We start from the raw sequence: 21,335 nt of genomic DNA on the forward strand, positions 1-21,335 counted from the left end.
CGGCAACAACGCACAGAGCTACTGCGCCGAGGGCAGCTGGAGGCGACGAATAAAGTCGGCGGCCTGGGCGTCCACGTCGGCCCCGTAGGCCGCCACGAGCAGGCCTTTGTTGCCGGCATTCTTGCGCGACTGAACCGCGTAGAGCACCGTGTTATCATCGGGGTTGGAGTCGCCCTCGAAGCGGTGCACTTCCTGGATATCCAGCTCCTCGGGGCCCAGAATTTCGGGCAGCTGCTGGCACTGGGCGCCGGCGCCGGTCAGGTTGTAGTCGAGCACGTAGTCGCGCTTGCGCAGGTCGGCAATGGCCTCGGTCAGGGTATCGTAGGTATTCATCAACAAGCAGGTGAAGAGGCCAGGCGCAAAAAGCTGGCTGGCCGATGGTTGGGTTAGTTGAAGTCGAAAAAGGGGAAGCCCCGCCCGCCGGTATTCCTCTGCGGCGGAGCTTACCGGAATTAAGGCGGCCCCGAGCCCAGGCCGCGTTAGTGCGGGCGGTGAGTGGGGAAGGCGCGGCCGTATTGCACGGGCGCCGCGGTTGCGGCCCCGAGCACCGCGGCGGCGCGCAGCGGGAAATACGGGTCGCGCAGCAGCTCCCGGGCCAGCAGCACCAGGTCGGCCTGGCCGTTGGCAATCAGGTCATTGGCTTGCTGGGGCGTGGTAATCAGGCCCACGGCCCCGGTCAGCACCCCGGTTTCCGCCCGGATTTTTTCGGCGTAGGGCACCTGGTACAGCGGGCCAACCTGGGACTTTTCGGGGGCGCTGAAGCCGCCGGCCGAGGCCGTCACCACGTCGACGCCGTGCTGCTGCAGCAGCCTGGTGAGCCGGACCGAATCGGCTAGGTGCCAGGCGTGAGCTTCGGCGGAAAAGTCGACGGCGGAGAGGCGCACCAGCAGCGGCATGGCCTCAGGGATGACGGCCCGGATGGCCTGCACGGTTTGCAGCAGCAGCTGCACCCGATTGTCGAAAGAGCCGCCGTAGTCGTCGGTGCGGTGGTTGGCCAGGGCCGAGTAGAACTGGTGGAACAGGTAGCCGTGGCCCGCGTGCAGCTCAATGGCATCGAAGCCGGCCTGCACGGCCCGCCGGGCGCCCTGGGCAAACTCGGCAATCAGGGTCTGGATTTCGGCTACCGTCAGGGCCTCGGGCGTGTGCTGCTGGTCGAGGGAAACGGCCGAGGCGCTCTTGGTTATCCAGCCACCTTGATCTGGGGGCAGGTGATGAAAGCCGGCCGCCGGGTGGGCGTGGCTGCCCTTGCCGCCGGCGTGCCAGAGCTGCACGGCAATTTTGGCGCCCTGGTCCTGCACAAACCTCACGACGGGTCGCCAGGCTTCGACCTGGGCCTCGTTCCACAGGCCCGTGTCGAAAGGCGTGTTGCGGCCTTCAGGCGACACAGCCGTAGCCTCGGTAATAATCAGCCCGATGCCGCCCACGGCCCGGCTGCCCAGGTGCACCAGGTGCCAGGCGCCCACCAGCCCGTCGGGGCTGCTGTACTGTTGCATGGGCGACATCACCAGCCGGTTTTTAAGCTGTACGCTACGAATGGACAGAGGCGAAAACAGGTGGGGCTCCATAAAAGCTACAAGGTGAAGTAAAGGTCAAAACGAGGCTGGTTAGGCTTCCCGTCGGGCCTGCCGGTGCCAGCCCAGCGCCAGCCCGAGCAAGGGCAGGCCGGCCCCGGCCACTATGCCCAGGCCCGCGGTTTTGGCGGCTACGGCCCCCAGCAGACAGCCCAGCAGAAAGGCCCCAATTACCAGCAGCTGCTTGCGCAATGAGCCGGCTTGTTCGGGAGTAGCGGCGGCGCTCAGCACGGCCACCACGTCGAGCGTAGCCTGGGTCACGTTGCCGGTCATCACGGTGCTGGGGCCATAGGTTTCCTTGGCAAACAGGCGGCCGAAGGCGTTTTGCAGGCCCATGGCAAACACCACCAGCAAGGCCGCCGCCTGCAGCAGCTCCGCCGTGCCGTGGCCCGACCATTGCAGGCCCAAGGCCAGCAACCCAGCCAGCACCAGCAGGGCACCTTCCCAGAGCAGCAGGGCGTAGCGGTTCTGGCTGCGCCCTCCCACCCAGCGCCCCGCCGCCACGGCGGCCACAAACACCGGGAAGCTGCAGAGCTTGGTCCAGGCGTGGCTTTCGACCTGGTGCACGGCGTCGTAGGCAAAGACGATGAAGTTGCCGGTAACGTGGGCCGAAAACAGCGAATCGGCAGCTACGAAGGTGACCGTGTCGCAGAAGCCGGCCACCAGGGTCAGCACCACGCTCAGCAGTTGGATACGGTTGGCCAGAAGCTCCATACAGAAGAATTAGCGGGAAAGCAGCGTCCAGAGGTAATAGTCGACCGAGCGGGTGCCGGGGCCCAGCAACAGCAGCAGCAGAAAGCAGATGGTGTACACGTAGGGCACGTCGCGCACGGCCACCGAGTCGCGACGGTGCACCACGAAGTAGCCGATGGCCGTGACGCCGATGGTGGGCAGCACGGCCAGCCGCGTGCCCACGCCCAGAATGACCAGGGCTGGCACGACGGTATCGGCGAAGGTGGCAACCAGCTGGTTAAGGGCCGCCGGCAGCCCGAGCGGGTTGGGCACCACTTCGGGCGCCTCCCCGGCCTGGGGCTGAAACTTGCGCAGCCCGTGCACCCGAAACAGCTCCAGGGCCAGCAACACCCGAAAGCCCAGCAGGGCCCAGTTGTTCAGGCTACTGCCCACGTCGGTGTAGAGCAGGTTTTTCAGCAGGTCGAGCATAAGAGAAAGTTGGTTCTAACCTTAAAAAGCAAAGCAGGAGCAGCCCAGCGCGCCCCAGAAAGCGGTGTAGTTGTTGACCGGCACCCGGCTCAGGCGGGCCTGCTCGTGGCGGTGGCCATGCACGCCGCAGCTGCCCACGCACTGGTGTACCCGGCTCAACAGCTGGTGCTGGGCGGCCCGGGCTTCCGGACTATCGGCGGCGGGTGGGCGGTTGGCCGTCACGCGGTAGGCAGGGTTGGCCGGGTAGTAGCCGTTCTGCAAAGCCGTCGGCGACCAGTCAGGCAGGATGGGCAGAGGCTCGGGGCTGAAGGAGCCGAAGCCGCCCTTGGCGTACACAATCCGGCCACCCACGATGGTCAGCTCGGCCTCAATCTGCTTGATGACTTCCTCCTCGACGGTGAAATAATCCTGGTCGAGCACGGTGAGGTCGGCGAGCTGGCCCACCGTGATGCTGCCTTTCTTGTCCTGCTCGTTGGAAAACCAGGCGCTGCCGCGGGTGTAGAGTTCCAGGGCCGTTTCCCGGCTCAGGCGGTTGTGCTCGGGGTAGAGCTGCATGCCGCCCACGGTGCGGCCGGCCGTCAGCCAGTACAAAGCCACCCAGGGGTTGTAGCTGCTCACGCGGGTAGCGTCGGAGCCGGCGCCCACGGGCACGCCCGCGGCCAGCATGCGCTGCACGGGCGGGGTGTGCTGGGCGGCTTCGATGCCGTAGCGCTCGGCGAAATATTCGCCCTGGAAGGCCATGCGGCTCTGAATGGCCAGGCCGCCGCCCAGGGCTTTTACCCGGTCGATGTTGCGCTCATCAATGGTTTCGGCGTGGTCGAACAGCCAGGGCAGCCCGTCGAAAGGCACCTCGCGGTTGACCTTCTCAAACACGTCCAGAAACCGGCCGATGCTCTCGTTGTAGGTGGCGTGCAGGCGAAACGGCCAGCGGTTCTCGACCAGCAGGCGCACCACCCGCTCCAGCTCGGCGTCCATGGTGGCGGGCAAGTCGGGCCGGGGCTGGAGGAAGTCCTCGAAGTCGGCAGCCGAAAAGACGAGCATCTCCCCCGCCCCGTTGTGACGGTACATATCGTCGCCCTGGTAGAGCTTCACCGATTTAGTCCAGCTCTCGAAGTCCTCGTATTCCTGCTTGGGGCGCTGGGTAAACAGGTTGTAGGCAATGCGCACGGTGAGCTGGTCCTGGGCGTGCAGCTGGTTGATGACCTCGTAGTCGTCGGGGAAATTCTGAAAGCCGCCGCCCGCATCAATCACGCTGGTAATGCCGAAGCGGTTCAACTCGCGCATGAAGTGCCGGCTGGAATTGAGCTGGTACTCCAGGCTGAGCTTGGGTCCCTTGGCCAGGGTCGAATACAGAATCATGGCGTTGGGCGTGGCCAGCAGCAGGCCGGTGGGCTCCCCATGGGCGTCTTTCTGAATCTGGCCGCCGGGCGGGGCGGGCGTGTCGCGGGTGTAGCCCACGGCCCGCAGCGCCGCGCGGTTGAGCAGGGCCCGGTCGTAGAGGTGCAGGATAAATACCGGCGTATCGGGGGCCACGGCGTTGAGCTCGTCGAGCGTGGGCATGCGCTTTTCGGCAAACTGCTGCTCGGTCCAGCCGCCCACCACCCGCACCCACTGGGGCGAAGGCGTGCGGGCCACCTGGGCGGCCAGCAGGCGCAGGGCATCGGCCAGGGAAGGCACCCCATCCCAGCGCAGCTCCAGGTTGTAGTTGAGCCCGCCCCGAATCAGGTGAATGTGGGAGTCGTTGAGGCCCGGAATGACCCGTTTGCGCTGCACATCAATCTGTACCGTGTTGGGGCCGGCCAGGGCCAGCACGGCCGCGTCGTCACCGACGGCCACGAAGCGGCCCGCCTCGATGGCCACGGCCGTAGCCGCGGGCTGCCGGGCATCCACGGTGTGGAAGCGGCCGTTGTAGAGAATCAGCTCGGCGGGCATGGCTACTCGCTGACGGCGGCTTCGTGCTTGAGCATGCGGTGGGCGTACTGAATGCCCAGGCCGTAGCCGGCGCCGTACTTTTTCATCAGGTCCGTTACGGCCGCGTAGGTTTCCTGCCGGGCCCAGTCGCGCTGCAGCTCCAGCAGGTACTGCACGGCCGTAATGGGCCGCACGCCGGCGTGAATCATGCGCTGCATGGCCCGCTCGTGGGCTTCCGTCGATACGTCGCCGCAGGCATCGGCCACCACGTACACCTCGTAGCCCTCGGCCAACGCCGACAGGGCCGGGCCCACGATGCAGACGCCGGTCCAGAGGCCGGCCAGCACGACTTTGGGCTTGCCCGTGGCCGTAATGGCGCGGTAGGCGGGCTCGTCTTCCCAGGTGTTCATCGTGGTGCGGTCGAGGTAGTTGGACGTCGCCTGGGGGTAGAACTCCTCGATTTCGGGAAACACCGGCCCGCTGAACGCCTCCTCGGCTACGGTAGTGACGATGGTGGGCACCGAGAAAATGCGCGAGGCACCGGCAATAATGGCCGTGTTGGTGCGCAGCTCGGTGAGGCTGATGCTCTTGGTGGCAAAGGCCATCTGCCCTTCAAAGTCAATCAGAACCAGGGCGTGATTCGTGGGCGTAAGCAGCTGGGGCGAGGGTTTCATAGGTACAGCAGGAATAAGTGAAAAATCCGGGGCCCGGCCGCAGTACTGGACGGCGCGGCGACGAGCTGCTCAAAGGTCCCGCCGGCCCCAGTCCGGCTCCATAGCCGTATCCTGCAATCGGAGGTATATTTTCTGGATTCGGGCTGGGGCAGGCGGGCAATGCGGCATTCCAGCAGGTTGAATCAGGCCAAAACCGGCTCTTCATTAACTCAGCGCAGCTGCCCGCGCACCGCATCGCGCTGCCGCGCCAGAACCGGCGGCCGCGCTGGCTTCACCAGCTGCGGCTTCTCGGCGGCGGCCCGCAACCGTGAAATATACCTCGGATTGCAGGGTTTGACCATCGCGCCGCGGCCGGCGGTATCGGTCCTTTGCCCCTGGCCCGCCCGGCTTGTGCTGCGGAATTTCGGCCAGCCCCTACCCCATGCATCAAGAACCGATTCACACCGCTGGCCAGCCCCTGGCTACGGCCACCAAGGCCCTGGTGCTGCTGCACGGCCGCGGCGGCAGCGCGGCCGACATTCTCTCCCTGGCCCGCCACCTGGCCGTGCCCGATTTTGCCCTGCTCGCGCCCCAGGCCACCCAGCACACCTGGTACCCCTACTCCTTCCTGGCCCCGCCCGCGCACAATGAGCCGGGATTGTCAGCGGCCCTGAGCGCCGTGGGCCGGGCCGTGGCCGAGGCCCGACAGCACGACATTCCGCTGGAAAACATCTACCTGCTCGGCTTCTCCCAGGGCGCCTGCCTCACGCTCGAATACGTGGCCCGCCACGCGGCCCGCTACGGGGGCGTGGCAGCCTTTACCGGCGGCCTCATCGGCGACCAGCTCTACCTCGAAAACTACGCCGGCGACTTTGCCGGCACGCCCATCTACCTGGGCAGCAGCGACCCGGACCCCCACGTGCCGGCCGGGCGGGTGCGGGCCTCCACCCAGGTGCTGCGCGGCCTGGGCGCCGCCGTCACCGAGCAGATTTACCCCCACATGGGCCACACCATCACGCCGGCCGAAATCAGCGAGGTCAACCGGCTGCTGTTCGGCGCGGCCTCCTAGCCGGCAGGCAGTACCGGGCCGCTGTGCCGGGTGGCTTTTCTCTCAACTCTTCTTTTTCTCAACTCTATGGAACACCGCATTCTGGGTTTGCACCACGTCACGGCCATTGCCGGCCAGGCCCAACGCAACCACGACTTCTACACCAAAGTACTGGGCCTGCGCTTTCTGAAGAAAACCGTCAATTTCGACGACCCCGGCACTTACCACTTCTACTTTGGCGACGAAACCGGCTCGGCTGGCACCATTCTCACCTTCTTTCCCTGGGAGCATATCACGCCCGGGCGGCGGGGCACCGGGCAGGCCACCGAAATCGGCTACGCGGTGCCCGCCGGCAGCTTCGACTTCTGGATGCGGCGCTTCGAGCAGCACGGGGTGACCTACAACAAGCCCAGCGAGAAATTCGGGGAGCCGTATCTGACGTTCCTCGACCCCGACGGACTGAAGCTGGAGTTGATTGTGCCCAAAACCCCCGATGCCCGCACGCCCTGGACGACGACCGAAGTAAGCGCCGAGGTAGCCACGCGCGGCTTTCACACCGTTACGCTCACGCTGGCCAACGTGCAGCGCACAGCCGAAATCCTGACCGACGTGTTTGGCTACCAGCTCGTGGAGCAGCACGTGAACCGCTACCGCTACGCCACCGACGCCGTGCCGACGGCCAACTTCATTGACCTGGTGGAAGTGCCCGGCGAGGCCCGCAGCGTAACGGCCGGCGGCTCGGTCCACCACATTGCCTTCCGGGTAAAAGACGACGCGGCCGAGCTGGCCATCCGCCAAAAGCTCATCGAGAAAGGCCTGCAGCCCACCCCGCAAATTGACCGGGACTATTTCCACTCGGTGTACTTCCGGGAGCCGGGCGGGGTGCTGTTCGAAATTGCCACCGAAAACCCGGGCTTCACCGTGGATGAGCCCCTGGCTGAGCTGGGCACCGGCCTGAAGCTGCCCAAGCAGCACGAGCCGCTGCGGGCCCGCCTGGAAGCCAGCCTGCCCCCAATTGTTTAAGGTATCGACGCTTTACTTGCTGCTACTCAACCTCCATGACTCTGCATACGCAACCTTCCCTGCTGGCCACGCCCTCCGACCTCGACGAAGCAGGTCGCGAAACCGTCGCCGCGGGCCTGCGCCGCCTGGTGGCCGACCTGTTTGCCCTCTACGTCAAGACCAAGAACTACCACTGGCACATGAGCGGCCGGCACTTCCGCGACTACCACCTGCTACTCGACGAGCAAAGCCAGCAGATTCTGGCCGCCATTGACCCCGTAGCTGAGCGGGGCCGGGCCCTGGGTTTTGCCACGCTGCGCTCCGTCGGCGAAATAGCCCAGCTCCAGCGCATTGCGGATGATGACACGCCCAGCGTCCGGGCTCACGACATGCTGACCACGCTGGCCGCCGACAATCAGGTGCTGGCCCAGGGCATGCGGGAGCTGCACGCCCGCTGCGACGAGGCCAACGACGTAGCCACGGCCAGCATCCTGGAAAACTACATCGACGAGGCCGAGCGCCGCACCTGGTTCTTGTTTGAAACGACCCGGGAAATCGACTAGGCAGGAAAGTAGACCCAGTACGAAACCGCCCGATTGCCCAGGCAACCACTCCGAAGCACGAAAGCCCCACCTGGTAGACTAGGTGGGGCTTTTGTATGTCTCTACGGTTTAGGAGTGCGGCTATTCAGCGGCCACAGCCTTGAGCCGGGCCAGCGGGGTGCCCAGGGTATCGGCGGCGTAAAGGCGCAGGGTGCTGCCGCTGATGCGGTACTGCTGGGCCTGGTTGAGAGCCTGCAGAAAGCTGATTTCAGTGGCTTGGTCGGGGCAGATGCTGCGGGTCGTGACCAGGGGCCCCAGGCGCAGGCGGCCGGCTTCGGCCAGCTTGTAGGGGCCCGAAAACTTGTTGCAGCCGGCGCGGCCCTCGGCCCGGGCCCGGCCGCCCTGCAGCACCAGGTAGGGCGTTTCGGCGGCGGCCGTAGCCGGTTGTCCATCGAGTTCTACCAGCACCCAGCGCACTTCCTGCAGGGTAGCAGCTGGCACGGTGGAGGCGGTAGCGTCGTTGTTGGCATTGGGCCGCTCGTTGAGGTCGAGGCTGCAGGCGCCCAGGCCCAGCAGCAGCGTCAATGCCGCGGGGCGAATGGTAGAAGAATACAGCATAGTGGTAGGGGCAACAATGGCTGATGCTTGTACCTACGTGCCCGCGCCGGTTTGGTGACGCCCAGGCTGGGCAAACCGCTCAACGTGAGTCGCGGGGCCAGCCCTACCCTGCGGCCTCCGACTCGGCCAGCCACTCTTCCCGCAAGACGGACATCACCAACTTGTCGTGAAAGGCATTGTGGCGGTAACAGGCCTTGCGCAAGCGGCCTTCCAGCTGAAAGCCAGCCCGCTGATAGGCCTTTACCCCACCCTCGTTCGGTACGGACACCGTGAGCATGATGCGCTGCAAGCCCAGGTCCTGAAAGCCCCGGCTGACAACCTGCCGCGTAACGGCCGTGCCGATGCCCTGGCCCCAGTAGCGCTTCTCGCCCAGCAGAATAAAGTACTCCCCGGCGCGGTTAATCCGGGAAATATTGGAGATACCCGCGTACCCAATCAACTCGTTGGTTGGGGCCAGGTAAACGCCCAGATTAAGGCTTTTGGTATCCTGCAGCGTGAGGCGGAGCCATTCCGCTACCTGCTCCAGGGTAGTCATAGCCTGAAAAGCCGACAGGGAATAGAGGACAACTTCGGGGTCACTGATCCAGCGGTGGAAAGCCGGGGCCTGGTCATCGTGCAAGGGCAGCAGTTGGATCATTGAGGGAGCGGCCGGGAGCCGGCTTAGGGGAAGTAATAAGGTAGAAAGACGTGGTAGTTGCCGTAGAGGCTACCCTCGGCCCATGCTAGTCCAGGCCCTGGTTCAGGAAATAAATAAGCGGCTGCAAAGCACCGAAGGCCGCCGTAATCTGCTGACTTACGCCGGGGCGCTGCAGGGCCGCGTCGGGCAAGGGATGGGAGGCGGTAAAGCTTTTGAGCTTGAGGTAGGCCAGGGCCGGGTTGGCCGCGTCGTAGCCCTTGGGCGGGCGCTGCAGGGTGTGCTCCTGACTCAGGCCGGAAAAGTAGCGGCGGAATTCGGGGGCGTGCAGCAGGGCCTCGAAGGCGGGCAGGTTGTAGTCGATTTCCTGGCGCAGGGTAGCCAGCACTTTGGCCTCGGGCATGTACATGCCGCCCGCCACGAAAGAGCCGCCGGGCTCCAGGTTGAGGTAGTAGCCGGCCGAGGCCGCCGCCTTGCCCCCGGCGTTAAACCAGGCCCCAAAGTTGGTTTTGTAGGGCGTCTTGTCATTCGAGAAGCGGATGTCCCGGTTAAGGCGAAATACGCACTTCTTGGGCTGCAGGTGCGACTCGGCAATGGCTGGGTCCTGGGCTTCGAGCTGGCTCAGTACTTCGGTTACCAGCGCCAGAAAGTCGGCTTTGGCGGCTTCGTAGGCCGGCCGGTTGGCGTCGAGCCAGGCCTTGTTGTTATTGGCGCGTAAGTCGGCCAGAAAGGTGAAGGTGGCAGCGTGCAGCATAGACGGTTAGGATAAATACAGGCGCAAAGCTCCGGCTTAGGAAAGCGCAACAGGCGCCAAATATGGCCAATAACCCGCAACTGCCCAGCCTAAATGAACCGTAACCGAGTACGGCGCGGCATGCCGTTCTTCTCTCACGGTCCGTACCGCTAGATTAGTCGCCCAAACTTCAACGTAAGCGCCCTGTTTCTACCTTTGCCGACCCGCTGACCCGCTTATGCTGCTTTTGTCCCGCTCCACCATCCGCGTTATGGCCTCGACCCTGCTGGTCGTGTTCCTGAGCGCGCTGCTGGGCCCGTTGGCGGCCTGGGCCCGCCTGGCATCTACTCGGGACCACCTGCACTTGCCGGGCATGCCCCAGGCCCACCATCACCACCTGGAAGACCACACCCGCGCCGACGCCTGCGCCCGGCAGCCGGTGAAGCGGTCTGCCGCCGCCCAGCACGCCCACGCCGGCAGCGGCGAGCAGCAGCTGACCAGCGTAGCGCCCCTGCTGCAGAAGCTGGTGGGCAGCGTGGCCGTAGTGCCGACGGCGTATCTGGGGGTCGTTATGCCGGTGCGGCCCCTGGCCTGGCCCCGGTCCGCCACGGTAGCCCTGGTGCCGCCGGGCCACTTGCCGCCCAAGATTCCCGATCTGCGCATTTTTCTGGGTTCCCTGCTGATTTGACGCCTCGTTCCCGTTAAAGGTCCGTGCTGGTCCGGCTATGCCGGGGCCGGGGCGGACCTTTTGCGCGTGCCGTCCGCCCAGATTTTGTTCGTTGATTTCTCTTCCGCGCAGCCTCCATGCTCGACCGAATTATTCACTTTTCCATTCACAACAAGCTGCTCATCGGCCTGCTGACCCTGGCCCTGGTGGCCTGGGGCAGCTACTCGGTGCTGCACCTGCCCATCGATGCCGTGCCCGACATCACCAACAACCAGGTGCAGGTCATCACCCAAACGCCGTCCTTGGGCGCGCCCGACGTGGAGCGGCTCGTCACGTTTCCCATTGAGCAGGCCATTGCCACCGTGCCGGGCGTGGAGGAGGTCCGCTCCTTTTCCCGCTTCGGGCTTTCGGTCGTCACCATCGTCTTTCCCGACGACACCGACATTTACTGGGCCCGGGCCCAGGTGAGTGAGCGGCTGCGCGAGGCCGAGCGCCAGATTCCGCCCGGCACGGGCACGCCCGAGCTGGCTCCGGTTACGACGGGCCTGGGCGAAATTTACCAGTACGTGCTGCACGCCAAGACCGGCTTCGAGCGAAAATACTCCCGCACTGAGCTGCGTACGTTGCAGGACTGGCTCGTGCGCCGCCAGCTGCTGGGCACGCCCGGAGTGGCCGAGGTCAGCAGCTTCGGCGGCTACGTGAAGCAGTACGAAGTAGCCCTCGACCCCGAGCGTCTGCGCAGCCTCAACGTGACGGTGGCCGAGGTGTATAAGGCCCTGGAGCAGAACAACCAGAATACCGGTGGGGCCTACATCGACAAGAACCCGGCGGCCTACTTTATCCGCACCGAGGGCCTGGCCGCCTCCCTCGACGACGTGGGCCGCATGGTGGTGCGGGCCCCCGGCCCAGCTACACCGGTGCCTATTCTGGTGCGCGACGTGGCCCAGGTGGGCTTCGGGCACGCCGTGCGCTACGGCCTGATGACCCGCAACCAGGAAGGCGAAGTGGTGGGCGGCCTGGTGCTCATGCTCAAGGGCGCCAACTCCTCGGCCGTTATTCAGGCCGTCAAGCAGCGCATGGCAACCATCCAGAAAACCCTGCCCGAGGGCGTGGTCATTGAGCCGTTTCTGGACCGCACCAAGCTCGTGGACCAGGCCATTGGCACCGTGACCAAGAACCTGGCCGAGGGCGCACTGATTGTGATTTTCGTGCTGGTCTTGTTTCTGGGCCACTGGCGGGCCGGGTTGGTGGTAGCCTCGGTGATTCCGCTGGCCATGTTTTTTGCCCTGGGCCTGATGCGGCTCTTTGGCGTATCGGGCAACCTGCTCAGCCTGGGCGCCATCGACTTTGGGCTGATTGTGGACGGGGCCGTGATTATCGTGGAGGCCATTGTGCACCGCATTGCCACCCGCCCGGCCCGGCCCGATAACGCCCTACTTACCCGCCCCGAAATGGACGCCGAGGTCTACCAGGCCGCCAGCGGCATCCGCTCCTCAGCCGCCTTTGGCGAAATCATCATTCTGATTGTGTATTTGCCCTTGCTGGCCTTGGGCGGCATTGAGGGCAAGATGTTCCGGCCCATGGCCCAAACCGTGGGCTTCGCCATCCTGGGCGCCTTTATTCTGAGCCTGACCTACGTGCCGATGATGTCGGCTCTGGCGCTGAGCCGGCAACCGGCCCGCCACGGCTTCTCCGACCGAATCCTGGACCAGCTGGCCGGGCGCTACCAGCGGGTCGTGGCCTGGGCCCTGGAGGCCAAAGCCCTGATTCTGGGCGCGGCCCTGCTGCTGCTGGTTGGCGCCGGGCTGCTGTTTCGCACCTTGGGCGGCGAGTTTATCCCGACGCTGGAGGAAGGCGACTTTGCCGTTGAAACCCGGGTGCTGCCGGGCTCTTCCATCAGCTACACCGCCGAAAAAGCCCAGCAGGCGGCCGGTTTACTGCTCAAGCACTTTCCTGAGGTCAAGGAGGTGGTGGCCAAGGTGGGCTCTTCGGAAATTCCCACGGACCCCATGCCGCCCGAAGCCTGTGACTTGATTATCGTGCTCAAGGACCGGGCGGACTGGACTTCGGCCGACAACCGCGAGGAGCTGGCCGAGCGGATGGCCGCGCGGCTGAGCACGATTCCCGGCGTCACGTTCGGGTTTCAGCAGCCCATTCAGATGCGCTTCAACGAGCTGATTTCGGGGGCCAAGCAGGACGTGGTCATCAAGATTTTCGGGGAAGATTTGCAGCAGCTCGATGACTACGCCCAGCAAGTAGGCCACCTGGTGGGCAGCCTGCCCGGGGCTACCGACCTGTACGTGGAGCGGGCCACGGGCCAGACCCAGCTCGTGGTCCGCCTCAAGCGTGACCAGCTGGCCCAGTACGGCCTGTCGGTGGCCGACGTGAACCGTACCGTGCAAACCGCCTTCGCCGGCCAGACGGCCGGCCAGGTATTCGAGCAGGAGCGCCGCTTTGATTTGGTGGTGCGCCTGCACGAAAACGCCCGGCAGGACATCAGCAACCTGCGCCAGCTCTTCGTGGCCACTCCCGACGGCCGCCAGGTCCCGCTGGAGCAGGTGGCCGACGTGGCTCTGGTATCGGGCCCGAGCCAGATTCAGCGCGACGATGCCCAGCGCCGCATCGTGGTGGGCTTCAACGTGCGGGGCCGCGACGTGGAAAGCGTGGTCGAGCAGGTGCAACAGCGCCTCGACAAAAGCCTGAAGCTGGCCCCGGGCTACCACCTCACCTACGGCGGGCAGTTCGAGAATCTGCAGTCGGCCCGGGCCCGGCTGCTGCTGGCCGTGCCGGTGGCGTTGCTGCTCATCTTCTTGTTGCTCTACGCCACGTTTCACTCCGTTAGTCAGGCCATTATGATCTTCACTGCTATTCCGCTCTCGGCTATTGGCGGAGTGCTGGCTTTGTGGTTGCGGGGCATGCCGTTCAGTATTTCGGCCGGGGTAGGCTTTATTGCCTTGTTCGGGGTGGCCGTACTCAACGGCATTGTGCTCATCGGCTACTTCAACCAACTCCGGGCCGAGGGCATCACCGATTTGCGCACCCGCATCCTGGCCGGCACCCACGTGCGCCTGCGCCCGGTGCTGATGACGGCCACCGTGGCTTCCCTGGGCTTTCTGCCCATGGCCTTGTCCAACTCGGCCGGGGGCGAAGTGCAAAAGCCCCTGGCCACGGTGGTTATCGGCGGGCTAGTTACGGCCACGCTGCTGACTTTGCTGGTGCTGCCGGTGCTGTATTACCTGGAAGAAACCTGGACCGCCAACCGCCGCTCTACCCCGCCCGCGCCTTCCCGGTTGGGGCCGGCCGGCCCGGCGGGTATGGTGCTCTTGGCCATGCTGTTGCCTACGTGGGTCCAGGGCCAACCTCCGGCACGTTCGGGTGGGGAAACCCTGAACGCCACGCAGGCCATAACGGCGGCCCTGGCTGCCAGCGGCACGGTGCTAGGGGCCCAGCAGCAGCTCGCAGCCCGGCAGGCCGCCGTCCGGGCCGCCCGCGACATTGGCCGCACCACTATTCAGGGCAGCTACGGGCAGTACAACTCTATCCAGAACGACAACCAATTTACTATTAGCCAGCCCCTGGCCTGGCCGGGTTACTACCGGGCTCTTACCGAGTTGGCCCAAACCCAGGTAGGCACTCAGCAGCAGCAGCTGACCCTGGCCCGGGCCGAGCTGACGCGGCAGGTGCGCCAGCAGTACGAAACGGCCGTGCACGCCCGCCACCGCCTACGGGCCCTGCGCAGCCAGGACAGCCTGTACTCGGCCTTCGTGCGGGCCGCCGAGCTGCGTTTCCGCACCGGCGAAACAGCCCGGCTGGAAGTAGCCTCAGCCCTGGTGCAGCAGGGCGAAACTCGCCTGCGCCTGGCGCAAGCCCGCACCGAGTACCAAGTGGCCACCCGGCAGCTGCAAGCGTTGCTCCAACGAGCCGAACCCGTTGCTCTGGCCGACAGTACCTTAATCTTGCTGGCACCAAAGATTTTAGCCGCGCCCGGCGACACGACTGCCTTAGCCCACAGCCCGCTGTTACAGGTCGTGCAGCAGCAGATTGCCAGCGCCCAGGCCGAAACCCGAGCCGTGCAGGCCCAGGGCAAGCCCGGTTTGAGCGTAGGCTATTTCAATCAGTCCCTGATTGGCCCGCAAGTGGTGGATGGCGTCACGCGCCACTACGGGGCCACCGACCGGTTTCAGGGCGTGCAGGCCACGGTAGCGGTGCCCCTGGTGGCAGGGCCGCAAAAGGCCCGGGTGCAGGCGGCCCGTTTGCAGGAGCAGGTGGCCGTTACGGGTTTGCGCCGCTACCGGGCCGAGCTAGGTGGCCGCCTCGCAACCCTGCTCACCCAGCGCACCGAGCAGCAGCAACGCTTGGCGTTTTATGAGCAAACCGGCCTACCTCAGGCGGCCGTCATTACCCGCCTGGCCACCAAGGCATTCAAGGCCGGGGAAACGAACTACTCCGAGTATCTGCTCAGCCTGGACCGGGCCCTGCGCCTGCGCACCGATTACCTCGACGTCCTGCTCCAGCACAATCAAACCGTTATTGAACTCGACTTCCTGCTCAGCCCCGCCGAGTAAGCGGGCCGCCGTTTTGCTTTCCTTTCCATGAAGAATACTGCTTTTATTCTCTCCTTTATGCTACTAGGGGCCGGCTGCCAAAGTCACCCTGAGCCCGCCGAAACCGATGCCCCAGCTGCTAAAGAAGCCATTGAAACGGCGACGGACCAGGTTACGCTGACGGCTGAAGAACTGCAGCTGGCCGGGGTGCAAACCACCCTGCTGACCCCGCGGGTGCTGGGGGAAGGCCTCAAGGTAAACGGGGTGCTGGATGTGCCGCCCGACCAGCTCGTAGCCGTCAGTGCGCCGCTCGGCGGCATCGTGGAAAGCACCTCTTTATTGCAGGGCACGCGGGTGCGCAAGGGTCAGGTCTTGGCCGTGATTCGCAACCCGGAGTTTATTCAGTTGCAGCAGAGCTACCTCGAAATTCAAAGCCAGCTCACCTACGCCCGGGCCGAGCTGGCGCGGCAGCAGGAGCTGGTCAAGGAGGAAGTGGCCCCGGCCAAAAATCTGCAGCGGGCCCAGGCTGAGTATGGCGCTTTGCAGGCCCAGGCCGCTGGGCAACTGGCCCGCCTGCGCTTGGCCGGACTGCCCGCTGGCCGCCGACCTATTGTGTCCACAGCCACCTTGCGGGCTCCGCAGGATGCCTATGTGAAGGCCGTGAACGTGACGGTGGGCCAGAGCGTGACGCCCACCGAAACGCTGTTTGAACTCGTCGACCCGCGCCACCTGCACGTGGAGCTGACCGTGTTTGAAAAGGACGTGCCCCAACTGCGTGCCGACCAGCGCATCCGTTTTACCTTGCCCAACGACAGTAGCGCCGAGCGGACGGCCAGCGTCTACCTCATCGGGCGCACCGTGGACGCCCAGCAACGCACGGTGCGCGTGCACGGCCACCTCGACCAGGAAAACGATCCGGCTCTGCTGCCCGGCATGTTCGTGCGGGCGGTGGTCGAAACCTCGGCCCGCCGGGTGCCCGCCCTGCCCGATAAGGCCGTGGTCGACTACGAGGGCAAGCAGTACGTATTCCGGCTGGAGTCGTCCGCGGACAAGCAGCAGGTGTTCCGGATGCTGGAAGTGCGACGCGGCGAGCAGGCCGATGGCTACAGCGCCATACTGCTGCCCGACGCCCGCGCCGGGGCCCGCTACGCCACCGACGGGGCGTACTCGTTGCTGAGTAAGCTTAAAAACGCCGGAGAGGAAGAGTAAGCCGCCGGGACCTACTCTCCACCTTTGCCGCCCTTGCCGCCGGCATCCATGCGCACAATTTTGGGCGTGAATGAACCCAGCACGTCGACTAGGTCGCGCTGGTGGGCCATGACTTGGTGAATGTCCTTGTAGGCCATCGGCGCTTCGTCGAGGCCGCCGCCCATGAGTTCGATGCCGTGGTCTTTGAGCTCCCGGCGCACGTCGCCTTCCTTAAGGGTTTTCATGGCCTGCCCCCGCGACATGCGCCGCCCAGCCCCGTGCGAAGCCGATTGCAGCGAGTCCCGCTCGCCACGGCCCCGCACAATGAAGCCAGGCGCGGTCATCGAGCCCGGAATGACGCCCAGCACGCCCTTACCGGCCGGCGTGGCGCCTTTGCGGTGCACAATGGCCTCGCGCCCGTCGGATAGGGTTTCGCGCCAGGCAAAGTTGTGGTGGTTTTCGACCTTGGCTAGCGGCTTCTCACCCAGGGCCCGGCTGATGCGGCGGTGAATCTGGTCGTGGCAGGCTGAGGCGTAGTCGCCGGCCAGGTTCATGGCGGCCCAGTATTCCTGCCCGGCCTGGGAGTCGAGGCTAAGCCAGGCCAGGTGGCGGGCTTCGGGCGGCAAGGGGCAGGCGTTCATGGCCAGCTTGGTGTAGTGCTGGGCCACAGCCGCCCCAATGCCGCGGGAGCCGGAGTGGCTAAGCAGGCCTACGTATTTGCCCACGGGCACGTCGAGCTCGTTGTCCGGGTCGGTGATGTCGACCACGCCGAACTCGACGAAGTGGTTGCCCGAGCCCGAGGTGCCGATTTGCTCAACGGCGGTTTGGCGCTTGCCGCGCAGTACGGCAATGTCCTTGAACTCGGGCCGCTCGAAAATGGCGTCGTCCATTTTCTTATCGAAGGCTGAAAACTTGCTACCAAAGCGGGTATTGGCCAGAATGATGTTGCGCAGCTCTTTGGCCCGCTGGTAGAGCTCGTGCTCGGGCAACGGAAACACCGACAAGGCCATGCGGCAGCCAATATCCATGCCCACGCCGTAGGGAATGACGGCATTGTCGACGGCCAGCACCCCGCCAATGGGCAGGCCGTAGCCCTGGTGGGCGTCGGGCATCAGGGCCCCGTCGATGGTGACGGGCAGCTGCATGGCAGTGTCCATCTGCTTGCGGGCCCCGTCCTCGATGAACTCCTCGCCGTAGCGGCGGTAGTCCTTAATTTCGGGATTGAGCCCTACGCTTTTGCTGGGCTGGGGCACGAGTTCCTTGGCCACGTCGCGCCAGGTTTCGTCGCGCAGGTATTTGTAAGGGTCAGCCTGGATTTGCTGGAGCAAGGCTAGGGCGCTGCCTTTGTCGAGCTTCTTGAACTGGCGGTCGGCCAGCACGTCGAGGGCGCGGCCAATGGCGGGGCCTTCGGGAAAACCAATCTTGCGCAGGTCGTTGCCGCGCACCGTTTGCTTGGACATAGCCGGGAGAAGTGGGTGGAGCTAGGTTGTAGCGCGGATTCCGGCTGCGGGGTTATGGTTGAGGTGAGATGGTGAAGTGGTGAAATGGCGAGTTTGATGTTCTTTCGGCACCAATAAACCGCGCGTCATGGCGCACGAAGCTTGGCCATCCGTCCGCTGAAATGGGCGGAGCTTTCTAATGCAAAAGCCCTTTACTCCAGGTGGAATAAAGGGCTTTCTGGTAGAAGAGAGTTTATCACTAGCAGAAGACGGATTGCTTCGGTTGCGCCTCGCAATGACGAGCGGCGTTGAACGTCAACTCACCATCTCACTAGGTCACAATTTCACCTACTGCGGCTTGCCGCACTCGGCGCAGAAGCGCTGGCCGGGCTTGACGCTGGCCCCGCAGTCGGCGCAGAATTTCTCCTTGGTCTGGGCCGCCACGTTGGGCGTACCGCACTCGGGGCAAAACTTCTTATTGGCGTCAAGCGTGACCTGGCAGTTGTTGCACTGCACCACGCCGCCTTTGTTGAGGAAGTCCAGGTTGCCGGTGTAGTTCTGCTCCCGGGTTTTGGTGTAGATCTGCTCTTTGGCGGCCTGGCGCTGCTGGGAGGCCAGTTCCTCGTGCTCGTCGGGGGCGCAGTCTTCGCAGAGGCCGGCTTTGTGGTTCCAGCACACGTCGGGGCACACCCAGTGGCCGCAGCGGGTGCACTGCTTGAAGTACTGCTTACCTTCCTGCACCGCCTTTTCCAGGGCCGCGTCGTGGGCCTTGCCCCCGATGGCGCGCTGCACGTGGTAGGCCGCGTTGCCGGCGTCGGAGAAGTGGCCGCCGAAGAGGCTGCCGGCGGCCCGCATCAGCTCCCCGGCAATGCCGATGCTGTTGGGACTGAAGCGCGACATGTGGCCGTTGCGGCATTTGTCGCAGTAAAATTTAAACTGGAAGCCTTTGTCAGTGGACAGGTCGTCGTGGTTGGCGACAAACTGAATCAGGTTGCTCATGGTGGCAGGGCATGTGGTTGGTTGCCTAAAAGTAGCAGATATCCCAGGATTAGAATACGCTTACTGTTCCCAATCAAGCAATACCTGCGCCTTTTTACCCGCCAGTGGCAGCTTACGACGCCGGGGGCCGGGCCAGCAGCTTCTGCACGTCGGCGGCGGTAAAGCTGGGCGTGGCGCCGCGGTGCATAGCTACCAACGCCCCGGTGGCGCAGGCAAAGCGCAGAAGCTCTTGCGGCTCCTGCCCCGCCAGCCAGCCGCTGAGCAAGGCCGCCAAGAATGCGTCGCCGCTGCCGATAGTGTCTTGCACTTCGACGGGCACGCCAGGGGCTTGGTAGAGCTGGTCGTTGGTCCAGAGCAGGGCACCGCCGGCCCCGCGGGTGACGCACACGGCCTGGAGGTGGAAGCGGCGGGCCAGCATCGGCAGGCTGGTTTCCGGGTCAACTTCTTCCCCTAGCCAACCCATGATTTCGGCCAGCTCATTGTGGTTCATCTTTACGAAATCAGCCTGACTGAGCAGGTATTCCACCACCTCCTGGGTATAGTGCGGGGCTCGTAAATTCACGTCGAACACCCGAAAACGAGCGTGCTTCAGCAAGGCGTAGAGCGTGGCGCGAGTAGTGGGGCTACGGGCGGCCAGGCTGCCATACACGAACATGCCGGCCTGCGCTACCAGCGTATGCAGGGCCGCTTCGGGCTGCACAAAGTCCCAGGCGACGGGCTGCACGATGTCGTAGGTTACCTCATGGGCATCGTCGACGTTGGCGGCTACGATTCCAGTTTGGTGGGTTTGGTCGCGCTGGAGGTAGTCGGGGCTCAGGCCTTTGCCGGCCAGGAAGCCGAGCAGCTCGTTACCGGGGTCATCGTCGCCGATGCGGCTGATGAGCTGGGTTGGAACGCCGAGCTGACGCAGGTGGATGGCCACGTTAGCAGGAGCACCGCCGGGCTGCTGGCCGGTGGGCAGCACGTCCCAGAGGATTTCGCCGAAGCAGACGATGTTTGGGGTAGACATACGCGAACAAGAGAGTAGCCAGAACAGCAGGTTAAGCCTGGCAAAGAAACCTTGCGGACGGCAGTTATTCTGGCTGTCATCCTTTGGCTGTGCATTAGAATGACAGCCAGAATAAAACACCCCATTAACTCAGTCCTGTAACCCTTTGCCCCTGAGAATGTGCGGGGTGTATTTTTCAATTCTGGCCGTGCGGGTTTTGGCTTGTTTGGGGGCCGAGAAATACAGCAGGTAGCCACGCTGGCGGCCGGGGGTCAGGGTATGGAACGCGGCTTTCAGCGCGGCATCACGGGCCAGGGCGTCTTGCAGCTCTTCGGGCATGGCAAATTCTGAAGTTGGCTTGAAACTGACTTTCAGCCCCGCTTTTTCTACTGCTATTGCCTCCTTGATGTAGGCTTGCAGAACGGTCTCCAGCTTGGCTATTTCCCGAACATCGGTAAACCGGATTTGACGGGCGGCCTGCACGTTCTGGGTTTGCTGGACCAGAATGCCGTTGGGGTCAGAGAGCAAGGCGCCGTTGAAAAAATTGAGGGCGCAATAGTCCTTGAAGGCGTGGATCAGCACAATGTTCTTTTGCGCCAGCGTGTAGCAGGGCACACCCCATTTGAGCTCTTCGGCGAGGCCGCAGCCGAGTAGCAGGGCCCGCAATTCGCGCAGCTCCTGCCCCCACCGGTTGACGTTGCAGGCGGGCGTACTGACCAGGGCGCAACGGCCGCAGCCGTCGGTGAAATAAAAGTCAACGGAGGGAGCCATGTCGGTTAGTAGCTAGGAGTCGTAATTCGTCTACCGGCGGGCCGGAAATACCACGACAGGACCGTTAGAACCAGCAGGAGCAGAGCGGGGAGCAGTTCCTTTACCGGGTCGTGAGCGGCCAGATGAGAAAATACGGCTCCGGACATCATGAAGAAAAAGCCGGCGTAGGCCCATTCTTTCAGCAAGGCAAACCGTGGAATTAGCAGGGCAATGACGCCCAGCAGTTTCCAGATTCCGAGCAGCAGCAGGCAGTAGGCCGGGTAGCCCAGGCTGGCCATGGAAGCGGCTTCGGCCTGGGGGTTGAGCACCTGTACCAGCCCGGTGGATACCATGCCTAGCGCCAGCCAGGCCGTGCAAATCCAGTACATGAGGTTTTTCTGCTTGCTCATAGCCCTGTTATTGCAGTTTACTGACAATCTCCTGCAAGCGGTTGTGGGCCATATTCAGGCCCTGGGCGAAGGGCAGCTGCAGCTGCTGATTGCGCTGCGCCACGGAGCGGTAAACGATGTGCATGCGCAGCTGGCTGGTATCGTTGGGCAGGCTCTCGAACTCTAAAAATTCGAGCTGGGGGCCAAACGGCGCATTCTCCATTTCGAAGGTTCGGACGATTTTCTGGCCGGGGATAAACTCGTGGATGGTGCCTCCGGCCCGGAACACCACGTGGCCCTGCGCATTGGTGGTTTCAAATTGCCAGCTGCCGTGCTTTCGGTTGTCCAGCTTCAGCACGTTGGTGCCCATCCACTGCCCGATGATTTCCGGGTCGGTGTAGGCCGTGAAGAGCAAGGACACGGGCAGGTCAAAGTCCCGGGTGATAAGCAGGTCCTGCCGGTCATCCGCGGCGCTGATTCGGGTTTTGGGCTTCATCA

At 64.2% G+C, this 21,335-nt stretch carries 21 protein-coding genes; 6 read left to right on the forward strand and 15 right to left on the reverse strand.

The window, feature by feature from the left end; all coding sequences use genetic code 11:
• Nucleotides 1–18: 18 nt before the first annotated feature.
• The 6 genes from MUN80_RS21110 to MUN80_RS21135 all read right to left on the reverse strand — a co-directional run bounded on the left by MUN80_RS21110 (nt 19) and on the right by MUN80_RS21135 (nt 5,317).
• A complete protein-coding gene (locus tag MUN80_RS21110; protein WP_244716037.1) occupies nt 19–333 on the reverse strand; it encodes a phosphoribosylpyrophosphate synthetase in 315 nt (104 codons plus the stop codon).
• A gap of 146 nt (nt 334–479) precedes the next feature.
• Nucleotides 480–1,565, reverse strand: coding sequence for an NADH:flavin oxidoreductase/NADH oxidase (locus MUN80_RS21115; RefSeq protein WP_244716039.1), 1,086 nt, complete (start codon nt 1,563–1,565; stop codon nt 480–482).
• Nucleotides 1,566–1,604: 39 nt separating this feature from the next.
• Nucleotides 1,605–2,285 (reverse strand): YoaK family protein, encoded by a 681-nt coding sequence (locus tag MUN80_RS21120; protein ID WP_244716041.1) that lies wholly within the window; start codon nt 2,283–2,285, stop codon nt 1,605–1,607.
• 9 nt (nt 2,286–2,294) lie between these two features.
• On the reverse strand, nt 2,295–2,732 hold the full coding sequence (locus MUN80_RS21125; protein ID WP_244716043.1) for a DoxX family protein: 438 nt from the start codon (nt 2,730–2,732) through the stop codon (nt 2,295–2,297).
• 21 nt (nt 2,733–2,753) lie between these two features.
• On the reverse strand, nt 2,754–4,664 hold the full coding sequence (locus tag MUN80_RS21130) for an amidohydrolase (protein WP_244716045.1): 1,911 nt from the start codon (nt 4,662–4,664) through the stop codon (nt 2,754–2,756).
• 2 nt (nt 4,665–4,666) lie between these two features.
• Complete coding sequence (locus MUN80_RS21135; protein ID WP_244716047.1) at nt 4,667–5,317, reverse strand: hydrolase; 651 nt, start codon at nt 5,315–5,317, stop codon at nt 4,667–4,669.
• A 421-nt stretch (nt 5,318–5,738) separates the two neighbouring features.
• Here MUN80_RS21135 and MUN80_RS21140 point away from each other — a divergent pair, with 421 nt between their 5' ends.
• The 3 genes from MUN80_RS21140 to MUN80_RS21150 all read left to right on the forward strand — a co-directional run bounded on the left by MUN80_RS21140 (nt 5,739) and on the right by MUN80_RS21150 (nt 7,909).
• Nucleotides 5,739–6,365, forward strand: a complete 627-nt coding sequence (locus tag MUN80_RS21140) for an alpha/beta hydrolase (protein ID WP_244716049.1) — start codon at nt 5,739–5,741, stop codon at nt 6,363–6,365.
• Between the two features lie 66 nt (nt 6,366–6,431).
• Nucleotides 6,432–7,367, forward strand: coding sequence for a ring-cleaving dioxygenase (locus MUN80_RS21145; RefSeq protein ID WP_244716051.1), 936 nt, complete (start codon nt 6,432–6,434; stop codon nt 7,365–7,367).
• A 35-nt stretch (nt 7,368–7,402) separates the two neighbouring features.
• On the forward strand, nt 7,403–7,909 hold the full coding sequence (locus MUN80_RS21150) for a Dps family protein (protein ID WP_244716053.1): 507 nt from the start codon (nt 7,403–7,405) through the stop codon (nt 7,907–7,909).
• A gap of 120 nt (nt 7,910–8,029) precedes the next feature.
• Here the strand turns inward: MUN80_RS21150 and MUN80_RS21155 are convergent, their stop codons facing one another.
• The 3 genes from MUN80_RS21155 to MUN80_RS21165 all read right to left on the reverse strand — a co-directional run bounded on the left by MUN80_RS21155 (nt 8,030) and on the right by MUN80_RS21165 (nt 9,894).
• Nucleotides 8,030–8,506, reverse strand: coding sequence for an META domain-containing protein (locus tag MUN80_RS21155; protein WP_244716055.1), 477 nt, complete (start codon nt 8,504–8,506; stop codon nt 8,030–8,032).
• Between the two features lie 103 nt (nt 8,507–8,609).
• The gene (locus MUN80_RS21160; RefSeq protein ID WP_244716057.1) at nt 8,610–9,143 is read right to left on the reverse strand and encodes a GNAT family N-acetyltransferase; all 534 of its coding nucleotides are present in this window, start codon (nt 9,141–9,143) and stop codon (nt 8,610–8,612) included.
• An 85-nt stretch (nt 9,144–9,228) separates the two neighbouring features.
• Nucleotides 9,229–9,894: a DUF2461 domain-containing protein gene (locus MUN80_RS21165; protein ID WP_244716059.1), complete on the reverse strand. Its 666-nt coding sequence runs from the start codon at nt 9,892–9,894 to the stop codon at nt 9,229–9,231.
• Between the two features lie 217 nt (nt 9,895–10,111).
• On the opposite strand from MUN80_RS21165, the gene MUN80_RS21170 reads away from it, so the two are divergent.
• The 3 genes from MUN80_RS21170 to MUN80_RS21180 all read left to right on the forward strand — a co-directional run bounded on the left by MUN80_RS21170 (nt 10,112) and on the right by MUN80_RS21180 (nt 16,293).
• Nucleotides 10,112–10,561 carry a hypothetical protein gene (locus MUN80_RS21170; protein ID WP_244716061.1) on the forward strand — a complete coding sequence of 150 codons (450 nt, stop codon included), beginning with the start codon at nt 10,112–10,114 and terminating at the stop codon, nt 10,559–10,561.
• Between the two features lie 116 nt (nt 10,562–10,677).
• Entirely contained in the window at nt 10,678–15,105 is a 4,428-nt protein-coding gene (locus tag MUN80_RS21175; protein WP_244716063.1) for a CusA/CzcA family heavy metal efflux RND transporter, read from the forward strand.
• 27 nt (nt 15,106–15,132) lie between these two features.
• A complete protein-coding gene (locus MUN80_RS21180; RefSeq protein WP_244716065.1) occupies nt 15,133–16,293 on the forward strand; it encodes an efflux RND transporter periplasmic adaptor subunit in 1,161 nt (386 codons plus the stop codon).
• Nucleotides 16,294–16,304: 11 nt separating this feature from the next.
• Here the strand turns inward: MUN80_RS21180 and MUN80_RS21185 are convergent, their stop codons facing one another.
• The 6 genes from MUN80_RS21185 to MUN80_RS21210 all read right to left on the reverse strand — a co-directional run bounded on the left by MUN80_RS21185 (nt 16,305) and on the right by MUN80_RS21210 (nt 21,333).
• Complete coding sequence (locus MUN80_RS21185) at nt 16,305–17,732, reverse strand: RtcB family protein (protein WP_311136249.1); 1,428 nt, start codon at nt 17,730–17,732, stop codon at nt 16,305–16,307.
• 327 nt (nt 17,733–18,059) lie between these two features.
• Entirely contained in the window at nt 18,060–18,710 is a 651-nt protein-coding gene (locus MUN80_RS21190; protein ID WP_244716067.1) for a zinc ribbon domain-containing protein, read from the reverse strand.
• Nucleotides 18,711–18,822: 112 nt separating this feature from the next.
• Nucleotides 18,823–19,719 carry a carbohydrate kinase family protein gene (locus MUN80_RS21195; protein WP_244716069.1) on the reverse strand — a complete coding sequence of 299 codons (897 nt, stop codon included), beginning with the start codon at nt 19,717–19,719 and terminating at the stop codon, nt 18,823–18,825.
• Nucleotides 19,720–19,848: 129 nt separating this feature from the next.
• Nucleotides 19,849–20,469, reverse strand: a complete 621-nt coding sequence (locus MUN80_RS21200) for a YdeI/OmpD-associated family protein (RefSeq protein ID WP_244716071.1) — start codon at nt 20,467–20,469, stop codon at nt 19,849–19,851.
• 5 nt (nt 20,470–20,474) lie between these two features.
• A complete protein-coding gene (locus MUN80_RS21205; RefSeq protein ID WP_244716073.1) occupies nt 20,475–20,858 on the reverse strand; it encodes a DoxX family protein in 384 nt (127 codons plus the stop codon).
• Between the two features lie 7 nt (nt 20,859–20,865).
• A complete protein-coding gene (locus MUN80_RS21210) occupies nt 20,866–21,333 on the reverse strand; it encodes an SRPBCC family protein (RefSeq protein ID WP_244724940.1) in 468 nt (155 codons plus the stop codon).
• Nucleotides 21,334–21,335 lie beyond the last annotated feature (2 nt).

The sequence above is a fragment of the Hymenobacter cellulosivorans genome (genome assembly GCF_022919135.1).
Lineage (GTDB): Bacteria > Bacteroidota > Bacteroidia > Cytophagales > Hymenobacteraceae > Hymenobacter > Hymenobacter cellulosivorans.